Raw genomic sequence first — 22,425 nt, forward strand, 5'->3', positions numbered from 1 at the left:
CCTCGTCAGGCCCCGGTGATCCGCCGCAGCTCGGCGACGTGGGCGTCGAAGGCCCGCCGGCCGTCCTTGGTGAGGGCGAGACTGGTCCGCTGCCGGGAGGCGATGGTCGCCTTCGAGGCCTTGACGTACCCGGCCTCCTCCAGTTGCTTGACGTGTTTGGAGAGGACGGAGTCGCTCACCCCGACGGTGTCGCGGACGGTGGCGAACTCCATCGTGTCGACCGCCGCGAGCAGCCCGCAGATCTGCAGCCGGGGCGGCGGGTGGATGACCGCGTCGAACAGCGGGGTCGTGCCCGCGGGACTCACGCTCACAGCCCGCTCCGCAACTCCGCGTCGTAGCGGCGGCTCCAGTGCCGGCCGAACAGGACCACGGCGGTGCCGAGCACCGCGCCGGCGACGACCATGACCCAGTGCTGGTCGAAGCCCTCGGCCAGCACGAACGCCGGCACCAGGACCAGCAGGACGAAGCCGCCCCAGGCCGTCATCGCCGGCCCGGTGACGCTCACCCAGATGCCGGTGATCCGCTTGTAGGCCGCGACGAGGGCGCCCAGCCCGGCGCCGAACAGGACCAGCGCCGGGAAGGTGACCCACAGCGAGTCGAAGGCGTAGGAGGACAGGAAGGCGAACAGCAGCAGCCCCAGCGCGACGTCGTACCACCACGGCGCCCGCACGCGGTCGGCCAGCGCCACCCGGTCGGCCCGCAGCGCAGCGAGCTGGGCGGCGGCCTCGGCCCGGTCGATATCGTTGCTTTCCATGTCGGAAAGAGTGCCTGGTCACTTTCCATCTCGTCAAGTCGCGACCGGCTGTCGGCGCGCCCCCTTCCCGTGGTGTGATGGCCGCGCCACACGCGACGGCAGTGGAGGAAGCCCGGTGAGATTCCGGCGCGGTCCCGCCACTGTGACCGGGGAGTCCGACCCCATGCATGCCACTGCTCTCCGGAGCGGGAAGGCTGGGGCCGGGCGTCGATCCGGGAGCCAGGAGACTCTCGCCGTCGTCCCTGCCACCTCCGGGCGTGGACACCCGGGGAGAGGACGAGTGCCGTGCTCGCCGGTCCCATCGCATGACCTATCCGTTCTCCGCCGTCGTCGGCATGGCCGACATGCGCCTGGCGCTGCTGCTGAACGCCGTCTCCCCCGCGATCGGCGGGGTGCTGGTCCGCGGTGAGAAGGGGACGGCGAAGTCGACCGCCGTCCGCGCACTGACCGCCGTCCTGCCGCCGGTCGCCGTCGTCACCGGCTGCCGCTTCGGCTGCGACCCGGCCGCGCCCGACCCCGGCTGTCCCGACGGCCCGCACGACCCCGGTGCCCCGGCGGGCACGCGGCCGGCCCGGCTGGTGGAGCTCCCGGTGGGGGCGTCGGAGGACCGCGTCGTCGGCTCGCTGGACCTGGAGCGGGCGCTGACGGAGGGCGTCAAGGCGTTCGAGCCGGGCCTGCTGGCCGCCGCGAACCGGGGCGTGCTCTACGTCGACGAGGTCAACCTGCTGCACGACCACCTGGTCGACCTGCTGCTGGACGCCGCGGCGATGGGCACCGCCTACGTCGAGCGAGAGGGCGTCTCCGTCCGGCACGCCGCCCGGTTCCTGCTGGTCGGGACGATGAACCCCGAGGAGGGCGAGCTCCGGCCGCAGCTGCTCGACCGGTTCGGCCTCACGGTCGAGGTCGCCGCCCCGCGCGACCCGGCCGAGCGCGCCGAGGTGGTCCGCCGCCGGTTCGCCGCCGACGCCGACCCGGCCGGGTTCGCCGCGACGTGGGCCGAGGAGGAGGCCGGGCTCGCGGAGCGGATCGCCTCCGCCCGGGCGCGGCTGCCGCACGTCGTCCTCGGCGACGACGCGCTGCGCCAGGTGACCTCGGTCTGCGCCGCGTTCGACGTCGACGGGCTGCGCGCCGACCTGGTGACCGCCCGGGCCGCGATCGCGCACGCCGCGTGGAGCGGGCGGGACGCGGTGACCGAGGACGACGTCCGCGTCGCCGCCCGGCTGGCCCTGCCGCACCGCCGCCGCCGCAACCCCTTCGACGCCCCCGGGCTGGACGAGGAGACGCTCGAGCAGGCGCTCGACGACGCCCGCCCCGAGGAGCCGGATCCCGAGCCCGACGGCGACGGCCCGCCTCCCGAGGACGGCGGCCCGCCACCCGGAGGCACCCCCCCGCCGGACGACGCAGGCATAGGAAGCAACACCCCCGGATCGACCGGCGAGACGCAGGGAAAGCCTCCTATGCCTGGGCATGGCGAGAGCGGGGAGAGCGCGACCTCCGCGCCCGCGCCGGAGCGGGCGGCGGTGGAGGCTGCGGACCCGTTCCGCACCCGCCGGCTGGAGGTGCCCGGCATCGGCGCAGGTGCGGCCGGCCGCCGGTCGCGGGCGCGGTCCGAGCGCGGCCGGGTCGTCGGCTCCACCCGCCCCGCCGGCCCGGTCACCCGCCTGCACCTGGTCGACACGGTGCTCGCCGCCGCACCGCACCAGCGGGCCCGCGGCCGCACCGGCCCCGGTCTGCGCGTCGCCCGGGAGGACCTGCGGCAGGCCACGCTGGAGGGCCGGGAGGGCAACCTCGTGCTGTTCGTCGTCGACGCCAGCGGCTCGATGGGGTCGAAGGCACGGATGGGCGCGGTCAAGGGCGCCGTCCTCTCCCTGCTGCTCGACGCCTACCAGCGGCGGGACAAGGTCGGCCTGATCACCTTCCGCGGCGGGGACGCCGAGCTCGCGCTGCCGCCCACCTGGTCGGTCGAGGCCGCCGCCGCACGGCTTCGGGAGCTGCCCACGGGCGGCCGCACCCCGCTCGCGGCCGGGCTGCTGCGCGCACACGAGGTGCTCCGGGTGGAGCGGATCCGCGAGCCGCAGCGGCGGGCGCTGCTCGTCGTCGTCACCGACGGCCGGGCGACCGGGGCCCGCGGCTCCGACGCGGTCGGCCAGTCACACCGGACCGCGGGGCTGCTGGCCGCCACCGGGACGGCGAGCGTGGTCGTCGACTGCGAGTCCGGGCCGGTCCGGCTGGGCCTGGCCGCGCAGCTGGGCGTGCACCTGGGCGCGCAGACCCTGCGGCTGGAGGAGCTCGCGGCCGAGACCCTGGCCGGCACGGTCCGCAGCCTGCGAGAGGCCGCCTGATGCCGAAGGGACAGGTCGAGGTCGTCCCGAACGACGGGCTGAGCACGCGCCAGCGCCGCAACCGGCCGCTGCTCGTCGTCCACACCGGCGAGATGAAGGGCAAGTCCACCGCCGCGTTCGGCATGGCGATGCGCGCCTGGAACCAGGGCTGGTCGGTCGCGGTCTACCAGTTCGTGAAGAGCGCCAAGTGGCGCGTCGGCGAGGAGACCGCGCTGAGCGTGCTCGGCCGGGTGCACGAGGAGACCGGCGAGGGCGGTCCGGTCGTCTGGCACAAGATGGGCTCGGGCTGGTCGTGGTCGCGACGGCAGGGCAGCGACGTCGACCACGCCGCCGATGCCGCCGAGGGCTGGGCGCAGATCAAGCGCGACCTCGCCGCGGAGGCGCACCGGTTCTACGTGCTGGACGAGTTCACCTACCCCATGAAGTGGGGCTGGGTGGACGTCGACGACGTGGTCGAGACGCTCACGAACCGGCCGGGCACCCAGCACGTGGTGATCACCGGTCGGGACGCGCACCCGGCGCTGGTCGAGGCCGCGGACCTGGTCGTGCAGATGACCAAGGTCAAGCACCCGATGGACGCCGGCCAGAAGGGCCAGCGGGGGATCGAGTGGTGACCGCGCCGCGCATCGTCGTCGCCGCCCCGACCAGCGGAGCCGGCAAGACGTCGATCACGACCGGGCTCGTCGCCGCCCTCACCGCCCGCGGGCTGACCGTCTCGCCGCACAAGGTCGGCCCCGACTACATCGACCCCGGGTACGCGGGCCTCGCCGCCGGCCGCCCCGGGCGCAACCTCGACCCGTGGCTCGTCGGCGAGGAGCGGATCGCGCCGCTGTTCCTGCACGGCTCCCGCGGCGCCGACGTCGCGGTGGTCGAGGGCGTCATGGGCCTGTTCGACGGCGCCAGCCACCCGCACGTCGCCCCCGGCTTCGGCTCGACCGCGTACGTCGCGGGACTGCTGCGGGCGCCGGTGGTGCTCGTCGTCGACGCGAGCGCGCAGGCGCAGAGCGTCGCGGCGCTGGTGCACGGCTTCGCCACCTTCGACCCGACCGTCCGCCTGGGCGGGGTGGTGCTCAACCGGGTCGGCAGCCCGCGGCACGAGGCGATCCTCCGCGAGGCGCTGGACGCCTCCGGGGTGCCGGTGCTCGGCGCGGTCCCCCGCACCGACGCCGTCGGGACGCCGTCCCGGCACCTAGGCCTGGTGCCGGCCGCCGAGCGGTCCGGTGAGGCGGTCGACACCGTGCGCCGGCTCGGCGAGGTCGTCGCGGCCGGGGTGGACCTGGACGCCGTCCTCGCGCTGGCCCGCACCGCGCCCGACCTGGACGCGGTCCCGTGGGACCCGGCGGCCGAGGTCGGCGTCGTGCCCGGCCGGCCCCGGATCGCGGTCGCCGGCGGCCCGGCCTTCACCTTCGGCTACGCGGAGAACGCCGAGCTGCTCGCGGCCGCGGGTGCCGAGGTCGTGACCGTCGACCCGCTCCGCGACGAGCACCTGCCCGCGGGCACGGCCGGGCTCGTCGTCGGCGGCGGCTTCCCCGAGGTGTACGCCGCCGAGCTGTCGGCCAACGCGTCGCTGCGCGCCGAGGTCGCCGCGCTCGCCGCCCGCGGCGGGCCGGTCGCCGCCGAGTGCGCCGGCCTGCTCTACCTGGCCGGCGAGCTGGACGGGCACCCGATGTGCGGCGTCCTCGACGTGACGACGGCGATGGCGCCGAGGCTGACGCTGGGCTACCGCGCCGCCGTCGCCCCCGCCGACTCGGTGCTGGCCGCCGCCGGCACCCGCGTGCGCGGGCACGAGTTCCACCGGACGACGGCCACCCCCGGTGCCGGGGCGATGCCCGCCTGGCAGTGGTCCGGCCCGGCCGGCGCGACCGCCGAGGGGTTCGCGACCGGCTCGGTGCACGCCTCCTACCTGCACCTGCACTGGGCCGGCAGCCCGCAGCTCGCCGCCCGCTTCGTCGCCGCCTGCGCCGCGGCCGACCGATCGGAGCAGCATGCACATCGCTGAGGGGTTCCTCCCGCCGCTGCACGCCGTGGGCTGGACCGTCGCCGCCGCCCCCTTCGTCGTCCACGGCGCCCGTGCCGTGGTCAAGGAGGTGCGCGAGCACCCGGAGAACACGCTGCTGCTCGGCGCGGCGGGCGCGTTCACCTTCGTGCTGAGCGCGATCAAGCTGCCGTCGGTCACCGGCAGCTCGAGCCACCCGACCGGGACCGGCGCCGGGGCGGTGCTGTTCCGACCACCGGTGATGGCGCTGCTGGGCACGGTGGTGCTGCTCTTCCAGGCGCTGCTGCTGGCGCACGGCGGGCTCACCACTCTCGGGGCCAACGCCTTCTCGATGGCGATCGTCGGGCCCTGGGCCGGCTACGGCGCCTACCGGCTGACCCGGTCGCTCGGCGGCGGCCTCCTGCCGGGGGTGTTCGTCGCGATGCTCGTCGCCGACCTCGCCACCTACGTCACGACCGCCCTGCAGCTGGCGCTCGCCTTCCCCGACGCCGACAGCGGGTTCGCCGGCGCCGCGGTCAAGTTCCTCGGCGTCTTCGCGGTCACCCAGATCCCGCTGGCGGTCGGCGAGGGACTGCTCGGCGTCCTGCTGTTCCGGGTGCTCACCACGAACGCCCGGCCCGAGCTGGAGCGGCTGGGCCTGCTGCCCCCCGCCCCGGCGCAGGAGGAGGTCCGATGAGCCGCCGCAGGCTGGTCACCGTGCTGCTCGTCCTCGCGGTGGTGGCGCTGTTCGCCGTGCCACTGCTGATGGACGGCGGGTCCTCGGACTTCACCGGCACCGACAACCAGGCCGTGACCGCCATCCAGGAGAGCGATCCGGGGTACGAGCCGTGGTTCACCTCGGTGCTGCCGCCCCTGTCGCCGTCGGTGGAGTCCGGCCTGTTCGCCCTCCAGGCGGCCCTCGGCGGCGGCGTCCTCGGCTACGTCATCGGGAGACTGCGCGGCCGCCGGTCCAGCACGCCCGCACCGGAACCCGCCGAGCAGCCGTGACGGGCCTCGCCGTCGACGACGCCGCCTGGGCCAGCGCCTGGCGGCACCGCTCCCCCGGCGACAAGCTGCTGCTCTGCGTCGGACTGGTCGTCTGCGCGCTCGTCCTCCCCGCCTGGCCGGGCAGCGTGCTGGTGGGCGCCGTCGCCGTCGTGCTGGCGCTCGGACCGGCGCGGGTGCCTGCCGCGACGTTCGGCCGGGCGGTGCGCTGGCCGCTGACATTCGTCGCCGTCAGCGCGCTCACGACGGTGGTCACGGTCGACGGCGGCCTCGGCTGGGCGCCCGACGCCGCAGCGCGCGCCGGGTCGCTGGTCGGGCACGCCCTGGCCGGGAGCGCCGCGGTCCTCCTGCTGGCCACCACGACCCCGATGGCCGACCTGCTGCCCGCGCTGCGCCGGTTGCGGGTGCCGGCGGCCGTCGTGGAGGTCGCGTCGGTGACCTACCGGCTGCTGTTCGTGCTGCTGCAGAGCCTGAACACCATCCGCGAGGCGCAGACCGCCCGGATGGGCTACTCGTCGGTCCGCCGCTCCTACCGCTCCTCCGGGGTGCTCGCGGCCGCCGTCCTCACCCGGTCCTGGGACCGCGCCCGCCGGATGCAGGAGGGCCTGGCCGGGCGGGGGCTCGAGACCGGCCTGCGGGTGCTGCCCGAGGTGCTGCCGTCGTCCCGGCTGTTCCTCGCCTGCTCGGTGCTGGCCCTGGCCGGCATCGTCTCCGCGTCGCTGGCCGTCGCATGAGCCACCGGTCCCTGGCCGCCGACGGGCTCGTCGTCGGCTACGAGCGTGGCCGCCGGGTGCTCGACGGCGCCTCGGTCAGCGTCCCCGCCGGCCGGCGATTGGCGATCCTGGGCGCGAACGGCTCGGGGAAGACGACGCTGCTCCGCTGCCTCTCCGGCGCCCTGGAGCCGGCCGCGGGATCCGTCGCCGTCGACGACCAGTTGCTCCGGCACAGCCGCCGCGGGCTGCGCGCCCACCGGCAGGAAGTGCAGCTGGTCCTCCAGGACCCCGACGACCAGCTGTTCAGCGCCTCGGTCGCGCAGGACGTCTCGTTCGGCCCGCTCAACCTGGGCCTGGACGACGACGCCGTCCGCGAGCGGGTCGCCGAGGCGCTGCGACTGCTCGCCGTCGACGGTCTCGCCGCCCGCCCCACCCACCAGCTCTCCTACGGCGAGCGCAAGCGGGTCGCGATCGCCGGTGCGGTCGCCATGCGCCCCTGCGTGCTGCTGCTCGACGAGCCGACAGCGGGCCTGGACCCCTCCGCGGTCGCCGAGGCCCTCGCCGCACTGACCCGGCTCGAGGCGTCCGGGACCACGGTCGTCATGAGCACCCACGACGTCGACCTGGCGCTGCGCTGGGCCGACGAGGTCGCCGTCGTCGTCGACCGGCGGGTCGTGCAGGGCGACCCGGCGACGATGCTCGGCGACGACGACCTGCTCGCCCGCGCCCGCCTCGACCGGCCGTGGGCGCTGACCGTCGGTGCGCGGCTTCAGGAGATCGGCCTGCTGGCCGACGGTGCGCTCCCCCGCGACGTCGCCGCCCTGCTCGCCGCGCTGCCCGACCGGCCCGGGGTCGTCACGTGAGGGTCGGCATCGGCGCCCGGTCCGGCGTCTCCGCCGACGAGGTGCTGGCCGCCATCGACGCCGTTCTCCCCGCGGACGCCGCCGACGTCCGGCTGGTCACCCTCGACGTCCGGGCGGCCGAGCCGGGGATCGCGACGGCGGCCGCGCGCCGCGGCTGGCCGCTGACCGGGTACCCGGCCGCCGACCTGGCCGCCGTCGGGGTGCCGGAGCCGTCGGCAAGGGTCGCCGCGGCGGTCGGCACGCCGTCGGTGGCCGAGGCCGCGGCCCTCCTCGGCGGCGGCACGCTGCTCGTCGGCCGGACGGTGCACGGGCGGGTGACCGTGGCGGTGGCGGTCGCGTCATGACGGACCTCCACCACCACGGGGACGCCGAGCTCGCCCCGGGGCTCGTCGACCTCGCCGTCAACGTCCGCGCGGGCACCCCGCCGGAGTGGCTGCGCGCGGTGCTGCACCGGTCGCTGGACGACGCCGCCGCCTATCCCGACGCCGGCCCGGCGCGCGCCGCCGTCGCCGCCGCGCACGACCGGCCGCCGGAGGAGGTGCTGCTCGCCGCGGGCGCCGCGGAGGTGTTCGTGCTGGTCGCGCGGGCACTGCGGCCCCGCCGCGCCGTCGTCGTCCACCCGTCGTTCACCGAGCCGGAGGCAGCCCTGCGCGCGGCCGGGCACCCGGTCGAGCGGCTCGTGCTGGACGCGCCGGGCTACCGGCTGCTCCCCGCCGCCGTCCCGGCCGCCGCCGACCTCGTGGTGCTGGGCAACCCGACCAACCCGACGTCGGTGCTGCACCCCGCCGAGGCGGTGGCCGCGCTGGCCCGCCCCGGGCGGGTGCTCCTGGTGGACGAGGCGTTCGCCGACACCGTGCCCGGCGAGCCGGAGTCCCTGGCCGGCCGGCGCGACCTCCCGGGCCTGCTCGTCGTCCGCAGCCTCACCAAGACGTGGGGGCTGGCCGGGCTGCGGGTCGGCTACGCACTCGGGGCGCCCGACCTCGTCGCCGCGCTCGCCGCCGCCCAGCCCCACTGGCCCGTCTCCACCCCCGCGCTGGCTGCGCTGACCGCCTGCACGACGCCCGCCGCACGCGCCGAGTCCGCCGCAGCCGCCGCCGAGCTGACCGGGCACCGGGCGGCGCTGCTGGCCGCCCTGCCCGACGGGGTGGAGGTGGTCGGCGAGCCCCGGTCGTCGTTCGTCCTGCTGCGGGTGCCGCACGGGCCCCGGGTCCGCGCCGAGCTGCGCGCCCACGGCTGGGCGGTCCGCCGCGGCGACACCTTCCCCGGTCTGGACGGCGACCACCTGCGGGTCGCCGTCCGCGATGCGGGGACCTCCCGTGCGTTCGCCACCGACCTCGCTGCGATCCTTGGGTCGTCCTCGACGACGCGGACCGCACCCCCTGCCCTGGAGGAGATCCGCTGAGCACCGACCCGACCCCGTTCGCCGGCACGCTGCTGGGCGAGACGATCGCCGCCGTCGCCCCCCGCGACGCCGGCGCCGAGCGCGCCGCCCGCGAGCGGCTGGACCGCATGACCAAGCCCCCGGGCTCGCTCGGCGTGCTCGAGGACGTCGCCGCGCAGCTGGCCGGCATCGCGGGCGCCTGCCCCGCGCCCCTGCCGGTGCCGGCCGCCGTCGCCGTCTTCGCCGCCGACCACGGCGTGCACGCCCAGGGGGTCACCCCCTGGCCGCAGGAGGTCACGGCGCAGATGGTCGCGAACTTCCTGGCAGGCGGTGCGGTGGTGAACGCCTTCGCCGCGCAGCTCGGTGCCGACGTCGTCGTGGTGGACGTCGGGGTGGCGACGCCCTACGCCGTCGAGCAGACCGACCGCCTCATCCGCTCCGCGATCCGCTCCGGCACCGCCGACCTCGCCGTCGGCCCGGCCATGTCGCTCGACGAGGCCCGCCGCGCGGTCGAGGCCGGCATCGAGGTCGCCACCGCGCTGGCCGCCGACCACGCCTGCCTGGTCACCGGCGACATGGGCATCGCGAACACCACCGCGTCGGCGGCCCTGGTCTGCGCGTTCACCGGCGCCCCGGCGGCCGCGGCGACCGGGCGGGGCACCGGCGTGGACGACCCCACGCTGGCCCGCAAGGTCGCCGTCGTCGAGCGCGCGGTCGGCCGGCTGCCCGGCCGCCCGGCGACCCCCGAGCAGGCGCTGGCCACCCTCGCCGAGGTCGGCGGGCTCGAGCACGCCGCGATCGCCGGCTTCGTGATCGGCGCCGCCGCCGCCCGGCTGCCCGTGCTGCTCGACGGCGTCATCGCCGGCGCCGCGGCCCTCGTCGCCGCCGCCCTGTGCCCCACCGCCCTGGAGTACGCGCTCGCCGGACACAGCTCCGCCGAGCCCGGGCACGCCCTGGCGCTGCAGGCGCTCGGCATGCGGCCCCTGCTGGGACTGGACCTGCGGCTGGGCGAGGGCACCGGCGCGCTGCTGTCGCTGCCGCTGGTCGCCAGCGCCGCGCGGGCGCTCCAGGACGTCGCGACGTTCGACTCCGCCGGGGTCACGGAGAAGAGCTGATGCCCGAGACACCCGTCGACCCCAGCACCGGGGTCGTCTATCCCATCGGCCTGCGGCTGCTCGGCCGCAAGGTCGTCGTCGTCGGCGGCGGCCAGGTCGCCCACCGCCGGGTGGCCGGCCTGCTGGAGGCCCGCGCGGAGGTCACCCTCGTCAGCCCGGAGGTGACGCCGGCGCTGGAGGCACTGGTGGCCCCCGGCTCGGTCACCTGGCTGCCGCGCCGGTACGAGCCCGGTGACCTGGCCGGCGCCTGGTACGCCGTGGCGGCCACCGACGACCGCGAGGTCAACGCGGCGGTGGCGGCCGAGGCGGAGGCGGCGCGGGTCTTCTGCGCCCGGGCCGACGACCGCGCGGCCTCGAGCGTGTGGACACCGGCCGTCGGCCGCCACGGCGACCTGGTCATCGGCGTGCACGGCGGTGGCGACCCGCAGCGGGCCGTCGGCGTCCGGGACTCGGTCCTCGCCGGCCTGGCCGACGGGAGCATCCGCGACACCGCCGGCCGCGCCACGGACGCGAGCCCGGCCGGCACCGTCGTCCTCGTCGGCGGCGGCCCCGGCGACCCGGAGCTGATCACCGTCCGCGGCCAGCACGCGGTGGCCCAGGCCGACGTCGTGGTCGCCGACCACCTGGCCCCGCAGTCACTGCTGGCCTCGCTCCCGCCCGACGTGGAGGTCATCGACGCCTCCAAGCTCCCCCGCGGCCGGTACATGGCGCAGGAGCAGATCAACCAGCTGCTCGTGGACCGGGCGCTGGCCGGCAAGCGGGTGGTGCGGCTCAAGGGCGGCGACCCGTTCGTCTTCGGCCGCGGCATGGAGGAGGTCGAGGCCTGCGTCGCCGCCGGCGTCCCGGTCGAGGTCGTGCCCGGCGTCACCTCGGCGATCGGCGTCCCGGCGCTCGCCGGCATCCCGGTCACCCATCGCGGGCTGACCCACGAGTTCGTCGTCGTCTCCGGGCACGTCCCGCCGGGGCACCCCGCCTCGCTGGTCGACTGGGCCGCGCTCGGCCGACTGCGCGGCACGCTCGTCGTCCTCATGGGCGTCGACACCGCGCCGCAGATCGCCGCCGCCCTGGTCGAGCACGGCCGGTCGCCGGAGACCCCGGTCGCCGTCGTCGCCGACGGCTCCACCCCCGGGCAGCGGGTCGTCCGCACCACCCTCGCCGGGCTGGGGCGGACGCTGGCCGACGAGGCGATCATGCCGCCGGCGGTCTGGGTGGTCGGCGAGGTCGTCGCGCTGGGCGCCTCCGGCTGACACCTGCCGTCACCCGCGGTGACCGGCTCGACCGCACGGCACCCGACCTCGTGACCTCGGGCGGGACACCCACCCGTCCGGGCGTCCGCACCGTTGCGCCCGGGACGGACGCCCGCGACGGTCGCCCGATGGGCACCGGTGGGACGCGGATCGCGCTGCTCGTGGACGCCGAGAACGCGCCCGCTGCCGCGCTCGGCCGGATCGTTCCCGAGGCGTCGGTGCACGGCTCGCTGGTCGTGCGCCGGGCCTACGGCGACTGGACGACGCCACAGCTGGCCCCGTGGACGGCGGCGATGCGTCCGCTCGGGGTGCAGGCGGTGCAGCAGTCCCCCTGCAGCAGCGGCAAGAACGCAGTGGACATGGCCATCGTCGTCGACGCGATGGACCTCTTCCACGCCCGCGCCGTCGACGCCTTCGCGCTCGTCTCCAGCGACGCGGACTTCACCCCGCTCGTGCTGCGACTCGTCGCCGGCGGCGCCCGGGTGCACGGTTTCGGGGAGGCCAAGGCGCCCGCTCCGTTCGTCGCGGCGTGCACCCGCTTCACCGTGGTGCAGGGCGCGCGCGGGCACGCGCGGCTGGTGACCCGGGTGCTGGCCGCGGTCGAGGCGACCCGCCGGGACGACGGCTGGGCCCCGCTCAGCACCGTGGGTCACCGGCTCCGCGCCTCCGGCGGTCTCGACCCGCGGGCACACGGCCACCGCCGGCTCAGCGAACTCGTCCAGGCGACCGGCCGCTTCGAGCTGCGCCGCGAGGGCCTGAGTCTCCTGGTCCGGGCCGTGCGCGCCGGTTGACGGCGGAGCCCGGCGCTACGGTGCCCCCGCCGCCGAGAGCAGGAGGAACGCCGTGCTGGGACGCAAGGACTTCGCCCCCGACGAGATCCGCCGTGCCCGCGAGGCCGCGGACCGCGTCCTGCGGGACTTCGCCGACGCCGGGTCGCCGGCCGGGCTGGAGGACGTCGTCTTCACCGACGCCCTGCTCGCCCTGGACCGGCGCTTCGTGCACCGGATCCGCGCGGTGGCGGGCAAGGACGGCACGCCCCTCAACGAGGTCGAGCTCATCGTCGCCGCCCTGGTCGAGGGCGACGGCCGGTTCACCACGACCAAGGTCATCCGCTACGCGCCGGAGCGGTCGGTGCTGGGCCTGCAGCCCGGGGAGCGGATCGAGATGACCGCCGACCGGTTCTCGCGGCTGGCCGACGCCTTCCTCGAGGAGCTCGGGGAGAAGTTCGGCTGACTCAGCGGATCGCGACGGCGTTCGCCGGGGAGCCCATCCCGCCGGGGATCCACAGCGGCGCCGCCACGAAGAGGAACTCCCACCGCCGGTCGGCCGCGCAGGCGGTGGCCAGGTCCCCGAGCTGGAACAGCTCGCCGAACGTGAGACCGAGGTCGCGCATCATCCGCACGTGCGCCGGCGGCTGGGCCAGCGGCACCGCCTCGACCGCGGCGTTGTCGGCGACGACCGCGGCCCAGCGCTGGGCGTGTGCCATCGCCGCGTGGTCGGGGCTGATACCGGCCTGTCCCGGGTTGCCGGCCGCGTCCCGGCCGGCGAGCAGCGCGCCGCGGCGGGCGTCGTCGGCGGCCAGGTAGGCCTCCGCCCAGCCGGTGCGGAAGCAGACGACCTCCCCGCTCTCGACGACCACGCCCTGGTGCCGGGCGCAGGCCTCGGTCTCCTCCGGCGTGATCACGTACCCGGGTGGCAGCGGGTCGGCCGCCCCGCCGGCCACCATGCGGGCGACGTCGAGGAGCACCCCGCGGCCGACGATGCCGACGCGGGCGACCTGGTCGATGCCGTTGCGGTGGGCGAACCCGTCCGCGTCGACCGCCGAGCGCGGCACGCCGTTGTAGAAGACGCCGTCGACGCCGTCCTCGTCGGCGCCGCTGTGGATCAGCGCGTCCCACTGCGAGGAGCCCTGCGTGGCGATGGTGAGGGAGTCGTCGTTGCCGACGAGGCCGTACCGGGCGTCGTTGATGCGGTGGGCCGGCTTCCGGTACGGCGGCGCCTCCGGCTTGAACGCCCAGGCCCCGCTCCCGGGTAGCCGGGGCTGGTCGACCGGTAGCGACAGCGGGTAGCGGTCCCCGAGCCGCACCGCGGCCACGCCCCGGAGCACCGCCGCGCGGGTCAGGAAGTTCAGCGTGCCGATCTGGTCGTCGTCGCCGAAGACGCCCCAGTTCGACAGCTCCGGGGAGCCGGGGCGCGGGTCGCGCAGCTGCAGCTCGTCGTCCGCCATGCCGGCCTCCGGGTCGTCAGATGTTGGCGCCGTCGGGCGGCGGGTCCTCCGGCAGTCTGGCCGCGACCCCGGTCCCGCCGGCGTCGGGGACGGTAGCGCCGACCGTGAACGAGGTCATCGACAGCGAGCCGTAGGCGTAGCCGTCGACCAGCACCTCGGCCTTCGCCCCCGTCGCCCCCGCCACCCCGGCCACGTACAGCAGCGGCAGGAAGTGGTCCGGCGTCGGGACGGCGAGGGAGTGGTCGCGGTGCCCGTCGAGCCGGCCCACGGCCGCCGGGTCGGTGAGCATGAGCTCGCGCGCCGCCTCGTCGAAGCGCTGCGCCCAGTCGAAGCCGGCGTCGGGCATCGCCCGGCTCACCCCGCCGAGGTTGTGCACCACGTTGCCGCTGCCCAGCACGAGCACGCCGTCCTCGCGCAACGGCGCCAGGGCCGCCCCGAGCTGGAGGTGGTAGTCGGCCGGCTTGAGCGCGTTGATCGACAGCTGGACGACCGGCACGTCGGCGTCGGGGAAGGCGTGCCGCAGCACCGACCAGGCGCCGTGGTCGATGCCCCAGCTGTCGAGGTCGGCCCCCACCCAGGTCGGCCGGACGACGTCGGCGATCTCCTCGACCAGCCCGGGCAGGCCGGGAGCCGGGTAGTCGACCTGGAACAGCTCACGGGGGAAGCCGAAGAAGTCGTGGATCGTGCGCGGCCGGGGCATCGCGGTCACGGCCGTGGCGTGCACGTACCAGTGCGCGGAGACCACGAGGACCGCCCGGGGGCGGGGCACCGATGCGCCGAAGGCTCGCCAGGCCTCGGTGTACCGGTTGCTCTCCAGGGCGTTCATCGGGTTGCCGTGCCCGATGAAGGCCGCGGGCATCAGTGCCATCAGGTCTCCCCTCCCCGTCCGAGGGGATCCTCCTACCCCGCGCGCCCGGCCGCGTCCCCCGCGTTCGAGGTGGGCGGTATGCGGCGCAGCGCCGGGGAGAGCCAGCGGGCGCCCGGCCCGTACGCGGCGGCGACGTCCCCCGCGTTCGACAGCGCGCACCGGGACAACGACAGGCAGCCGCAGCCGATGCACGCCGCCAGCCCGTCGCGCAGCTGGGTGAGCGCGGCGATCTGCTCGTCGAGGCGGGCCCGCCAGGTGTGCGACAGCCGGGCCCAGTCCCGCGCCGTCGGGGTGCGGCCCTCCGGCAGGGTCGCCAGCGCCTCGCGGATCTCCGGGAGCGAGAGCCCCACGTTCTGCGCCGCCCGGATGAACGCCAGCCGGCGCAGCACCGACCGCGGGAACCGGCGCGCACCCCCGGCCGTCCGCTCGCAGCTGACCAGTCCCTCCGCCTCGTAGTAGCGCAGCGCGGACACCGCGACCCCCGACCGTGCCGCGACCTCGCCGATCGCCATGAGCTCCACGGCGCCATCCTCTTGACCTCGAGTGGACTTGAGGCAAGACGGTACGCGGCATGGAGATCCGCACCGCTCTCGTCACCGGCGCCTCGCGCGGCCTCGGTGCCGCCCTCGCCACCGCCCTGAACGCCCGGGGATGGCACCTCGTCCTCGACGGCCGGGACCCCGACCGGCTGGCCGCCGCCGTCGCCGCGCTGCCCCGTCCCGACCTGGTCACCGCCGTGCCCGGGAACGTCGCCGACCCGGACCACCGCGCCGCCCTCGCCGCCGCCGTCCCCTCCCGGCTCGACGCCGTGGTCAACAACGCCTCCGACCTCGGGCCCACCCCGCTCCCCCGCCTCGCCGACCTGCCCCCGGCCGCGCTGGAGCGGGTGCTCGCGGTCAACACCGTCGCGCCGCTGGCACTGGTCCAGGCGGTGCTGCCGGCACTCCGCACCGCCCGCGGCCGGGTGCTGGACGTGAGCAGCGACGCCGCGGTCGAGCCCTACCCCGGCTGGGGCGGCTACGGCGCCAGCAAGGCCGCGCTGGACCACCTCTCCGCCGTCCTGGCGGTGGAGGAGCCGGCGCTGCGCGTGTACGCCGTCGACCCGGGCGACATGGCCACCGACATGCACCGTGCCGCCGCGCCGGAGGACGACGGGCTGCCGGGGCCGGAGACCGTGGTCCCGGCCCTGCTCCGCCTGCTGGACGACGACCTCCCGTCCGGCCGGTACCGCGCCGCCGACCTCGTGGCGGTGGCCCGATGACCGCGACGTTCACCCTCCCGCCCGGGAGCGAGGCGACCGCACCGCCGGAGCGCCGCGGTCTGACCCGCGACGGCGTCCGGCTGATGACCGTGCGGCCCGCCGGCATCACGCACTCCGCGTTCCGCGACCTGCCCGACCTGCTCTCCCCGGGCGACCTGGTCGTCGTCAACACCTCGGCGACGCTGCCGGCCCGGCTCGACGTCCGGCGGCGGGACGGCGTGCTCGTGCCGCTGCACGTCTCGACCACGCTGGACGACGGCGACTGGGTCGTGGAGCTGCGCCGTCCGGACAACGACGGCCCGGACCTCGGCGCCGAACCGGACAGCACCGTGCAACTCCCCGACGGGCGGGCCCTGCGGCTGGTCTCCGGACACCCGGACGCCGGTCGCGGTTCGCGGCTGTGGCGGGCCCGGCCCGAGCCCCCGGTGTCGGCCCGCACGGTCCTCGCCCTGCACGGCCGGCCGATCACCTACGGATACCTCCGCGGGCCGGTCCGGCTCGCCGACACCCAGAACGTGTACGCCACCGAGCCGGGCAGCGCGGAGAACGCCAGCGCCGGGAGGCCGTTCACCGACCGGCTGCTGGTGCGGCTCATGGCGCGCGGGGTGCCGGTCGTGCCCGTCGTCCTGCACGCCGGGGTGTCCAGCCCGGAGCTGCACGAGCCGCCCGCGCCCGAGCGGTTCGCCGTCCCGGAGGTCACCGCGCGGCTGGTCACCGCCACCGCGCGGGCCGGCGGGCGGGTGGTCGCCGTCGGCACCACGGTCACCCGGGCGCTGGAGTCGGCGACCGGGGAGGACGGCGTCACCCGGCCGGTGGTCGGGTGGACGCGCCTCGTGCTGGGTCCGGAGCGGCCCGCCCGGGTGGTGACCGGCCTGGTGACGGGTCTGCACGCGCCCGAGGCCTCGCACCTGCAGCTGCTCGAGGCGGTCGCCGGCGGGGACCTCGTGCGGCAGGCGTACGAGGAGGCCGTCGCCGAGCGCTACCTGTGGCACGAGTACGGCGACTCGATGCTCTTCCTGCCCTGATGTGGAGTGCGCGAGCGCAGGTTTCCTGCGCTCTGGCACTCCACATCACCCGATGCGCTCGGCGGTGTCCTCGAGGAGGACCTGGCGCTCGAAGGGCGTCCGGCGGGGGCAGGAGGTGCAGGTCGGCTCGTGCGGCAGCCGGTACAGCAGGCAGCACGAGGCGCGCTGGGTGAACCGCACCGCCCGCGGGCCGACGTCGACGTAGCGGGGTGCGGGCAGCGGTGCACCGACCGCCGCCGCGAGCGGGCCGGCCAGGGCGGTCACGGCCCCGACGTCCCCCAGCGCCCGCCCCAGCGCCAGCAGCCGGTTGGCGATCGAGTCGGTGGCGATCGCCCACAGCGGCGCCGGCCGCACCGCCCCCGCTTCGGCGACCGCCCCGATCACGGCCTCGAGCGTCTCGCGCAGCTCCGCCGCGACGTCGCCCCACGGCGCACCCGACACCGCGGCGACCGGGGTGCCGCCGGCCAGCAGGGTCAGCGACAGGTCCGGCAGCCGGGGCGACAGGGGGACGCCGGTGGCGAGGCCCGCCAGCGGCGGCGTCACGAGGACGGACGACAGGGAGTACCACCACACCGTCGCGAGCACCCGCCGGTCGTCGCTGCGGTACCGCTGCCCGAGCTCGGCGACCCGCTCCGCCGTCCACCCCGGGTCGGCCAGCAGCGGCCCGGGGACGACGCTGCCGACCGGCGGCGCGACCAGGCCGAGAGCACCGGCGCCGGGCACCCGCGCGGCCACCGCCGCCTGCCCGCCGTCCGTCACGCGCCCAGTCTGACCGGGCCCGGGGCAGCACCGTCGCAGCGGGCGGCGCGGAGCCATACGGTGTGCTCCAGAGCACGTCGAGCCGCGCAGAGCTGGAGGGATCGATGACCGAGTCGACCGAGGTGGAGGGCCGTCGCTTCCCGGTCCCGGCGGAGCTGGCCGCGCACGCCAACGTGGGGCCGGACGTCCACGCCGAGGCCGAGCGCGACCGGCTGGCGTTCTGGGAGACCCAGGCGCGCCGGCTGACCTGGACCCGGGAGTGGGACGAGGTGCTCGACTGGAGCAACCCGCCCTTCGCGAAGTGGTTCGTCGGCGGCACGCTCAACGTCGCCTACAACTGCGTCGACCGGCACGTCGAGGACGGGCACGGCGACCAGGTCGCCTACCACTGGGAGGGCGAGCCGGGCGACACCCGCACGATCACCTACGCCCAGCTGCAGGACGAGGTGTGCAAGGCCGCCAACGCCCTGCTGGAGCTCGGGGTGGCCGCCGGCGACCGGGTCGCGATCTACATGCCGATGATCCCGGAGACGGTCATCGCGATGCTGGCCTGCGCCCGCATCGGCGCCGTGCACATGGTGGTGTTCGGCGGCTTCTCCGCCGACGCCCTCGCCAGCCGGCTCGACGACGCCGGCGCCGTCCTCGTGATCACCGCCGACGGCGGCTACCGCCGGGGGGCGCCCAGCGCGCTCAAGCCGGCCGTCGACGACGCGGTGGGCCGCAGCCCCGGCGTCCGCAACGTCCTCGTGGTGAAGCGCACCGGCCAGGACGTCGAGTGGACCGAGGGCCGCGACCTCTGGTGGGACGACGTCGTCGAGCGCCAGTCCACCGAGCACAGCTGCGAGTCCTTCGACGCCGAGCACCCGCTCTACATCATGTACACGTCGGGGACGACGGCGAAGCCCAAGGGGATCCTGCACACCAGCGGCGGCTACCTCACCCAGGTCGCCTACACGCACTGGGCGACCTTCGACCTCAAGCCCGACGACGACGTCTACTGGACGGCGGCCGACGTCGGCTGGGTGACCGGCCACAGCTACATCGTCTACGGGCCGCTGGCCAACCGGGCCACGAGCGTCATGTACGAGGGGACGCCGGAGACCCCGCACCGCGGCCGCTGGTTCGAGCTGATCGCCAAGTACGGCGTGACCATCCTCTACACCGCGCCGACGGTGATCCGGACGTTCATGAAGTGGGGCGAGGACATCCCGGCCGGCTTCGACCTCTCCTCGCTGCGCGTCCTCGGCTCGGTGGGCGAGCCGATCAACCCCGAGGCCTGGCTCTGGTACCACGAGCACATCGGCGGCGGCCGCTGCCCGATCGTGGACACCTGGTGGCAGACCGAGACCGGCGCGCACATGATCACGCCGCTGCCCGGGGTCACCGACCTCAAGCCCGGCTCGGCGCAGACGCCGTTCCCCGGCATCAGCGCGAAGATCGTCGACGACGAGGGCAACGAGCTCGGCGACGACACCACCGGCCTGCTCGTACTCACCGCGCCCTGGCCGTCGATGCTGCGCACCATCTGGGGCGACGACGACCGCTACGTCGACACCTACTGGTCGCGGTTCGGCAAGGAGGTCTACTTCGCCGGCGACGGCGCCAAGAAGGACGCCGACGGCGACATCTGGTTACTCGGCCGCGTGGACGACGTCATGAACGTCTCCGGCCACCGCATCTCCACGACCGAGGTGGAGTCCTCGCTGGTCGGCCACCCCGCCGTCGCCGAGGCAGCGGTGGTGGGCGCCAGCGACCCGACCACCGGCCAGGGCATCGTCGCGTTCGTGATCCTCCGCGAGAGCGGCACCGACTCCGGCGACGAGCTGGTGCAGACGCTGCGTACCCACGTCGGCCGCGACATCGGCCCGATCGCCAAGCCCCGGCAGATCATGGTCGTGCAGGAGCTGCCCAAGACCCGGTCGGGGAAGATCATGCGCCGCCTGCTGCGCGACGTGGCCGAGAACCGGGAGCTGGGCGACGTCACCACGCTCACCGACTCGTCGGTCATGAACCTGATCAAGGACAAGCTCCCGGCGGCCCCCTCCGAGGACTAGTCCGGAGTGTGGGAGCGCAGGAAACCTGCGCTCCCACACTCCGTCCGGGGGACACCGGGACGCGGACGGGACGGCGATCCGGCACGATCACCGATGACAGACGTGGTGGCCAGCGGGCCGCCGCCCGACCGAGGAGGAGCCACTCGTGGCCCACAGCGCATCCACGACCCCGCCCCCGAGTCGGCCCACCGGCACCGTCGACCCGTCGATCGGGACCCTGGTCCAGAGCGCGATGGCCGACGTCTCGACGCTCATCCGCAACGAGATCGAGCTCGCCAAGGCCGAGGTCGGGAAGTCGGCGAAGAAGGCCGGCATCGGCGCGGGGGCCTTCGGTGCCGCCGGCGTCGTCGCGGGGTTCTCCTTCTTCTTCCTCTTCATCGCGATCGCCGAGGCGCTCACCGCACTCGGCCTGCCGCGGTGGCTCTCCTACCTCATCGTGTGGGTGTTCCTGCTGGTCGTCGCGGGCGTCGCCGCGCTGCTGGGCCGGCGCTTCATCAAGAAGATCGAGAAGCCCGAGCGGACCCTGGAGTCGCTGCGCGAGCTCCCCGACGTCATGCACCGCGAGGCGCCCGGCCAGCGCCGCCGCGACCTCCCGGTCGTGGCCCCCGGCGGCCAGGTCACCCGCCGCGACCCCGACACCTACCTGGTCTGACGCCTCCCCGGTGACGTCTCCGGCAGCCGAGGCGCCCGACGCCACCAGCGTCCTGCTCCCTGGCCCCTGGTCGCACCGGGCGCTGTCGGCCAACGGTCTGCAGCTCCACGTCGCCGAGGCCGGCGAGGGGCCGCTGGTGGTGCTCCTGCACGGCTTCCCGCAGTTCTGGTGGACCTGGCGGGCCCAGCTGCCCGCGCTGGCCGGCGCCGGGCTGCACGCCGTCGCCCCGGACCTGCGGGGATACGGGGCCAGCGACAAGCCGCCCCGCGGTTACGACCTGCCGACCGCCGCCGCCGACGTGGCCGCGCTGATCCGCGCCCTCGGGGAGAAGGACGCCGTCCTCGTCGGTCACGACTGGGGCGCGCTCGTCGCCTGGACCGTCGCGGCGCTGCACCCGCGCAGCGTCCGCCGTCTCGTCGTCCTCTCCATGGCCCATCCCCGGCGGCTGCGCGCCGGGATGGCCGATCCCGCGCAGCGCCGGGCGTTCCGCTACTTCCTGGGCGCCCAGCTCCCGCGGCTGCCGGAGCGACGGCTCACCCGCGCCGACGACGACCCGGTGGCGGACCTGATGCGCGCCTGGTCGGGGACGGAGTGGGCGCAGACCCCCGACTTCGCCGAGGCCGTCGACCGGTACCGCTCGGCCGCCCGCATCCCGCAGGCCGCCTACGGCTCGATGGAGTACTTCCGGTGGGCCGGCCGCTCCCAGCTGCGCCCCGACGGGTTGCGGTACGCGCGGCGGATGGCGGCGCCGATCACCGCGCCCACCCTCCAGCTGCACGGTGGCGCCGACGCGTGCGTCCTGCCCACCACCGCGGCCGGCTCGGGGCGCTACGTGGCCGGCGCCTACGAGTTCGCCACGCTGCCCGGGGTCGGCCACTTCCCGCAGGAGGAGGCGCCCGGCGCGGTGACCGACGCGATCACCCGGTGGGCCAGGAACTGAACCACCTCCGTGCGGAACTGCACTTCTGCACGGTGCAGAAGTGCAGTTCTGCCCGTCATTCGCAGGGGCCGGTGTCCACGGACGCGGTGGCGGTCTGGCCGGTGGTCGCGGCCTGCGACACCTGCGGCGCCGTCAGCGCGTAGCCGGTCGTCGGGTCGGTGATGGCCGAGGCGAACACCACGCCGAGCACCTGGCCGTTGCTGTCGAACAGCGGCCCGCCGGAGTTGCCCGCGCGGACCTCGCCGAACAGGGCGTAGACGTCGCGGGTCACGGTCTGCTGGTCCCGGAAGTCGGGGCCGCTGATGTCCCCGCGGTCGCGCACCCGCGCCGGGCCGACGAACAGCCCACCGCCGCCGGGGTAGCCCATGATGATCGCGTCGGCGCCGAAGTCGACCGGCTCGGCGGTGAAGACCAGCGGCACCTGCGGCAGGTCGGGCACGTAGAGCACGGCGACATCGACCTCCGGGTCCACGTACACCGGCACGGCCTCGTACTCCTCGCCCTCGGCGGTCACCACGGGGTCGCTCACCCCGGCGAGCACGTGGGCGTTGGTCATCACGCGTTCCGGGGCGTAGACGAAGCCGGAGCCGTCGATCTGGCGGGAGCAGGAGGGCGCCACCCCGCGGATCTGCACGACCGATCCCTGGACGCTGGCGACCACCGGGCTGTCCCGCAGGGCCGGGTCCGGCGCCGGGACGTCGCGGACCTCGGTGGGGGTCAGCGGATCCAGGACGTCGGGCAGCCCGCGCCGCTCGATGGCCTCCCGCAGCTGGTCGTAGACCGACCGCACGCCGTCCGGGACGCTCGCGTCGACCGCGCGCACGAGGGCCGACTGCCGCACCTGGCTGGCCACCTCGGGGAACGGGGCGGTCGCCAGGGGGGTCGCCACCATCCAGGCCACGAGCAGCACCGCGACCGCCGACAGCGCCGCACCCGCCACCGAGTCGACGACCTTGGCCGGCTCCCAGGTCACGCGGCTGCGCACGGCCCGCCCGATCGCCCCGGCCAGCAGCTGCCCGAGCAGCGCACCGGCGAGGACGACGACGAGCGCGGCGAACACCCGCGCGACCGGTGAGGCGTCGACGCTGTCGGCCACGGCACCGGACAGCTGCGCCCCGACGACCGCGCCGCCGAAGAAGCCCAGGAACGACGCCGCCGACACCAGCAGCCCCTGCCGGAAGCCGGAGAAGGCGAAGGCCAGCGCGAGGACGATGACGACGACGTCGACGAGGGACACGGCCTCA

General features: G+C 75.9%; 25 protein-coding genes and 1 riboswitch. Of the genes, 18 read left to right on the top strand and 7 right to left on the bottom strand.

Features of this window, described 5'->3' with window-relative positions:
* Positions 1-5: 5 nt before the first annotated feature.
* Together N555_RS0108745 and N555_RS26735 are read right to left on the bottom strand one after the other, a co-directional pair.
* Positions 6-311: a transcriptional regulator gene (locus tag N555_RS0108745; protein ID WP_231502664.1), complete on the bottom strand. Its 306-nt coding sequence runs from the start codon at positions 309-311 to the stop codon at positions 6-8.
* On the bottom strand, positions 308-754 hold the full coding sequence (locus N555_RS26735; RefSeq protein WP_051683858.1) for a hypothetical protein: 447 nt from the start codon (positions 752-754) through the stop codon (positions 308-310). The genes N555_RS0108745 and N555_RS26735 overlap by 4 nt, the downstream gene beginning before the upstream one ends.
* A 104-nt stretch (positions 755-858) precedes the next feature.
* Positions 859-984: riboswitch (cobalamin riboswitch) on the top strand.
* 75 nt (positions 985-1,059) lie between these two features.
* Between N555_RS26735 and N555_RS0108755 the strand changes: the two genes are divergently transcribed.
* The 13 genes from N555_RS0108755 (at position 1,060) to N555_RS0108815 (ending at position 12,628) form a co-directional block, all read left to right on the top strand.
* Positions 1,060-3,096, top strand: coding sequence for a putative cobaltochelatase (locus N555_RS0108755; protein ID WP_029431118.1), 2,037 nt, complete (start codon positions 1,060-1,062; stop codon positions 3,094-3,096).
* The gene (gene cobO, locus N555_RS0108760; RefSeq protein ID WP_029431119.1) at positions 3,096-3,710 is read left to right on the top strand and encodes a cob(I)yrinic acid a,c-diamide adenosyltransferase; all 615 of its coding nucleotides are present in this window, start codon (positions 3,096-3,098) and stop codon (positions 3,708-3,710) included. Before N555_RS0108755 ends, cobO begins: the two co-directional genes overlap by 1 nt.
* Positions 3,707-5,095, top strand: coding sequence for a cobyrinate a,c-diamide synthase (locus N555_RS0108765; protein ID WP_029431120.1), 1,389 nt, complete (start codon positions 3,707-3,709; stop codon positions 5,093-5,095). Before cobO ends, N555_RS0108765 begins: the two co-directional genes overlap by 4 nt.
* A complete protein-coding gene (locus N555_RS0108770; RefSeq protein WP_029431121.1) occupies positions 5,082-5,768 on the top strand; it encodes an energy-coupling factor ABC transporter permease in 687 nt (228 codons plus the stop codon). Before N555_RS0108765 ends, N555_RS0108770 begins: the two co-directional genes overlap by 14 nt.
* The gene (locus N555_RS0108775; RefSeq protein ID WP_029431122.1) at positions 5,765-6,079 is read left to right on the top strand and encodes an energy-coupling factor ABC transporter substrate-binding protein; all 315 of its coding nucleotides are present in this window, start codon (positions 5,765-5,767) and stop codon (positions 6,077-6,079) included. The genes N555_RS0108770 and N555_RS0108775 overlap by 4 nt, the downstream gene beginning before the upstream one ends.
* Complete coding sequence (gene cbiQ, locus N555_RS0108780) at positions 6,076-6,810, top strand: cobalt ECF transporter T component CbiQ (protein ID WP_029431123.1); 735 nt, start codon at positions 6,076-6,078, stop codon at positions 6,808-6,810. Before N555_RS0108775 ends, cbiQ begins: the two co-directional genes overlap by 4 nt.
* Positions 6,807-7,652: an energy-coupling factor ABC transporter ATP-binding protein gene (locus N555_RS0108785; RefSeq protein WP_029431124.1), complete on the top strand. Its 846-nt coding sequence runs from the start codon at positions 6,807-6,809 to the stop codon at positions 7,650-7,652. Before cbiQ ends, N555_RS0108785 begins: the two co-directional genes overlap by 4 nt.
* Entirely contained in the window at positions 7,649-7,996 is a 348-nt protein-coding gene (locus N555_RS0108790; RefSeq protein WP_034509406.1) for a cobalamin biosynthesis protein, read from the top strand. The genes N555_RS0108785 and N555_RS0108790 overlap by 4 nt, the downstream gene beginning before the upstream one ends.
* Positions 7,993-9,054 carry an Rv2231c family pyridoxal phosphate-dependent protein CobC gene (gene cobC, locus N555_RS0108795; protein WP_051683859.1) on the top strand — a complete coding sequence of 354 codons (1,062 nt, stop codon included), beginning with the start codon at positions 7,993-7,995 and terminating at the stop codon, positions 9,052-9,054. The genes N555_RS0108790 and cobC overlap by 4 nt, the downstream gene beginning before the upstream one ends.
* A gap of 44 nt (positions 9,055-9,098) precedes the next feature.
* Complete coding sequence (gene cobT, locus N555_RS0108800; protein WP_231502678.1) at positions 9,099-10,148, top strand: nicotinate-nucleotide--dimethylbenzimidazole phosphoribosyltransferase; 1,050 nt, start codon at positions 9,099-9,101, stop codon at positions 10,146-10,148.
* On the top strand, positions 10,148-11,395 hold the full coding sequence (gene cobA / locus N555_RS0108805; protein WP_051683860.1) for a uroporphyrinogen-III C-methyltransferase: 1,248 nt from the start codon (positions 10,148-10,150) through the stop codon (positions 11,393-11,395). Before cobT ends, cobA begins: the two co-directional genes overlap by 1 nt.
* Positions 11,396-11,523: 128 nt before the next feature.
* Positions 11,524-12,186, top strand: coding sequence for an NYN domain-containing protein (locus N555_RS0108810; RefSeq protein WP_029431128.1), 663 nt, complete (start codon positions 11,524-11,526; stop codon positions 12,184-12,186).
* A gap of 52 nt (positions 12,187-12,238) precedes the next feature.
* The gene (locus N555_RS0108815) at positions 12,239-12,628 is read left to right on the top strand and encodes a hypothetical protein (protein ID WP_029431129.1); all 390 of its coding nucleotides are present in this window, start codon (positions 12,239-12,241) and stop codon (positions 12,626-12,628) included.
* A 1-nt stretch (position 12,629) separates the two neighbouring features.
* On the opposite strand, the gene N555_RS0108820 is transcribed toward N555_RS0108815, so the two are convergent.
* The 3 genes from N555_RS0108820 to soxR are packed head-to-tail and all read right to left on the bottom strand — an operon-like array spanning position 12,630 to position 15,002.
* Complete coding sequence (locus N555_RS0108820; RefSeq protein ID WP_029431130.1) at positions 12,630-13,622, bottom strand: cyclase family protein; 993 nt, start codon at positions 13,620-13,622, stop codon at positions 12,630-12,632.
* A 16-nt stretch (positions 13,623-13,638) separates the two neighbouring features.
* A complete protein-coding gene (gene ygiD / locus N555_RS0108825) occupies positions 13,639-14,490 on the bottom strand; it encodes a 4,5-DOPA-extradiol-dioxygenase (RefSeq protein ID WP_029431131.1) in 852 nt (283 codons plus the stop codon).
* 32 nt (positions 14,491-14,522) lie between these two features.
* Positions 14,523-15,002 carry a redox-sensitive transcriptional activator SoxR gene (soxR, locus tag N555_RS0108830; protein ID WP_029431132.1) on the bottom strand — a complete coding sequence of 160 codons (480 nt, stop codon included), beginning with the start codon at positions 15,000-15,002 and terminating at the stop codon, positions 14,523-14,525.
* Between the two features lie 59 nt (positions 15,003-15,061).
* Here soxR and N555_RS0108835 point away from each other — a divergent pair, with 59 nt between their 5' ends.
* Positions 15,062-15,751, top strand: a complete 690-nt coding sequence (locus tag N555_RS0108835) for an SDR family NAD(P)-dependent oxidoreductase (protein ID WP_029431133.1) — start codon at positions 15,062-15,064, stop codon at positions 15,749-15,751.
* Positions 15,748-16,776 (top strand): S-adenosylmethionine:tRNA ribosyltransferase-isomerase, encoded by a 1,029-nt coding sequence (locus N555_RS0108840; RefSeq protein ID WP_029431134.1) that lies wholly within the window; start codon positions 15,748-15,750, stop codon positions 16,774-16,776. The genes N555_RS0108835 and N555_RS0108840 overlap by 4 nt, the downstream gene beginning before the upstream one ends.
* Positions 16,777-16,821: 45 nt before the next feature.
* On the opposite strand, the gene N555_RS0108845 is transcribed toward N555_RS0108840, so the two are convergent.
* Positions 16,822-17,535, bottom strand: coding sequence for a (2Fe-2S)-binding protein (locus tag N555_RS0108845; protein ID WP_029431135.1), 714 nt, complete (start codon positions 17,533-17,535; stop codon positions 16,822-16,824).
* A gap of 104 nt (positions 17,536-17,639) precedes the next feature.
* Between N555_RS0108845 and acs the strand changes: the two genes are divergently transcribed.
* The 3 genes from acs to N555_RS0108860 all read left to right on the top strand — a co-directional run bounded on the left by acs (position 17,640) and on the right by N555_RS0108860 (position 21,181).
* Positions 17,640-19,589, top strand: coding sequence for an acetate--CoA ligase (gene acs / locus N555_RS0108850; protein WP_029431136.1), 1,950 nt, complete (start codon positions 17,640-17,642; stop codon positions 19,587-19,589).
* Positions 19,590-19,734: 145 nt separating this feature from the next.
* Entirely contained in the window at positions 19,735-20,241 is a 507-nt protein-coding gene (locus N555_RS0108855; protein WP_034509415.1) for a phage holin family protein, read from the top strand.
* A gap of 10 nt (positions 20,242-20,251) precedes the next feature.
* Entirely contained in the window at positions 20,252-21,181 is a 930-nt protein-coding gene (locus N555_RS0108860; protein WP_029431138.1) for an alpha/beta fold hydrolase, read from the top strand.
* A gap of 55 nt (positions 21,182-21,236) precedes the next feature.
* Here the strand turns inward: N555_RS0108860 and N555_RS0108865 are convergent, their stop codons facing one another.
* Positions 21,237-22,418 (bottom strand): MarP family serine protease, encoded by a 1,182-nt coding sequence (locus N555_RS0108865; RefSeq protein WP_029431139.1) that lies wholly within the window; start codon positions 22,416-22,418, stop codon positions 21,237-21,239.
* Between the last annotated feature and the right edge of the window lie 7 nt (positions 22,419-22,425).

It is taken from the genome of Blastococcus sp. URHD0036, assembly GCF_000701365.1.
Classification (GTDB): Bacteria; Actinomycetota; Actinomycetes; order Mycobacteriales; family Geodermatophilaceae; genus Trujillonella.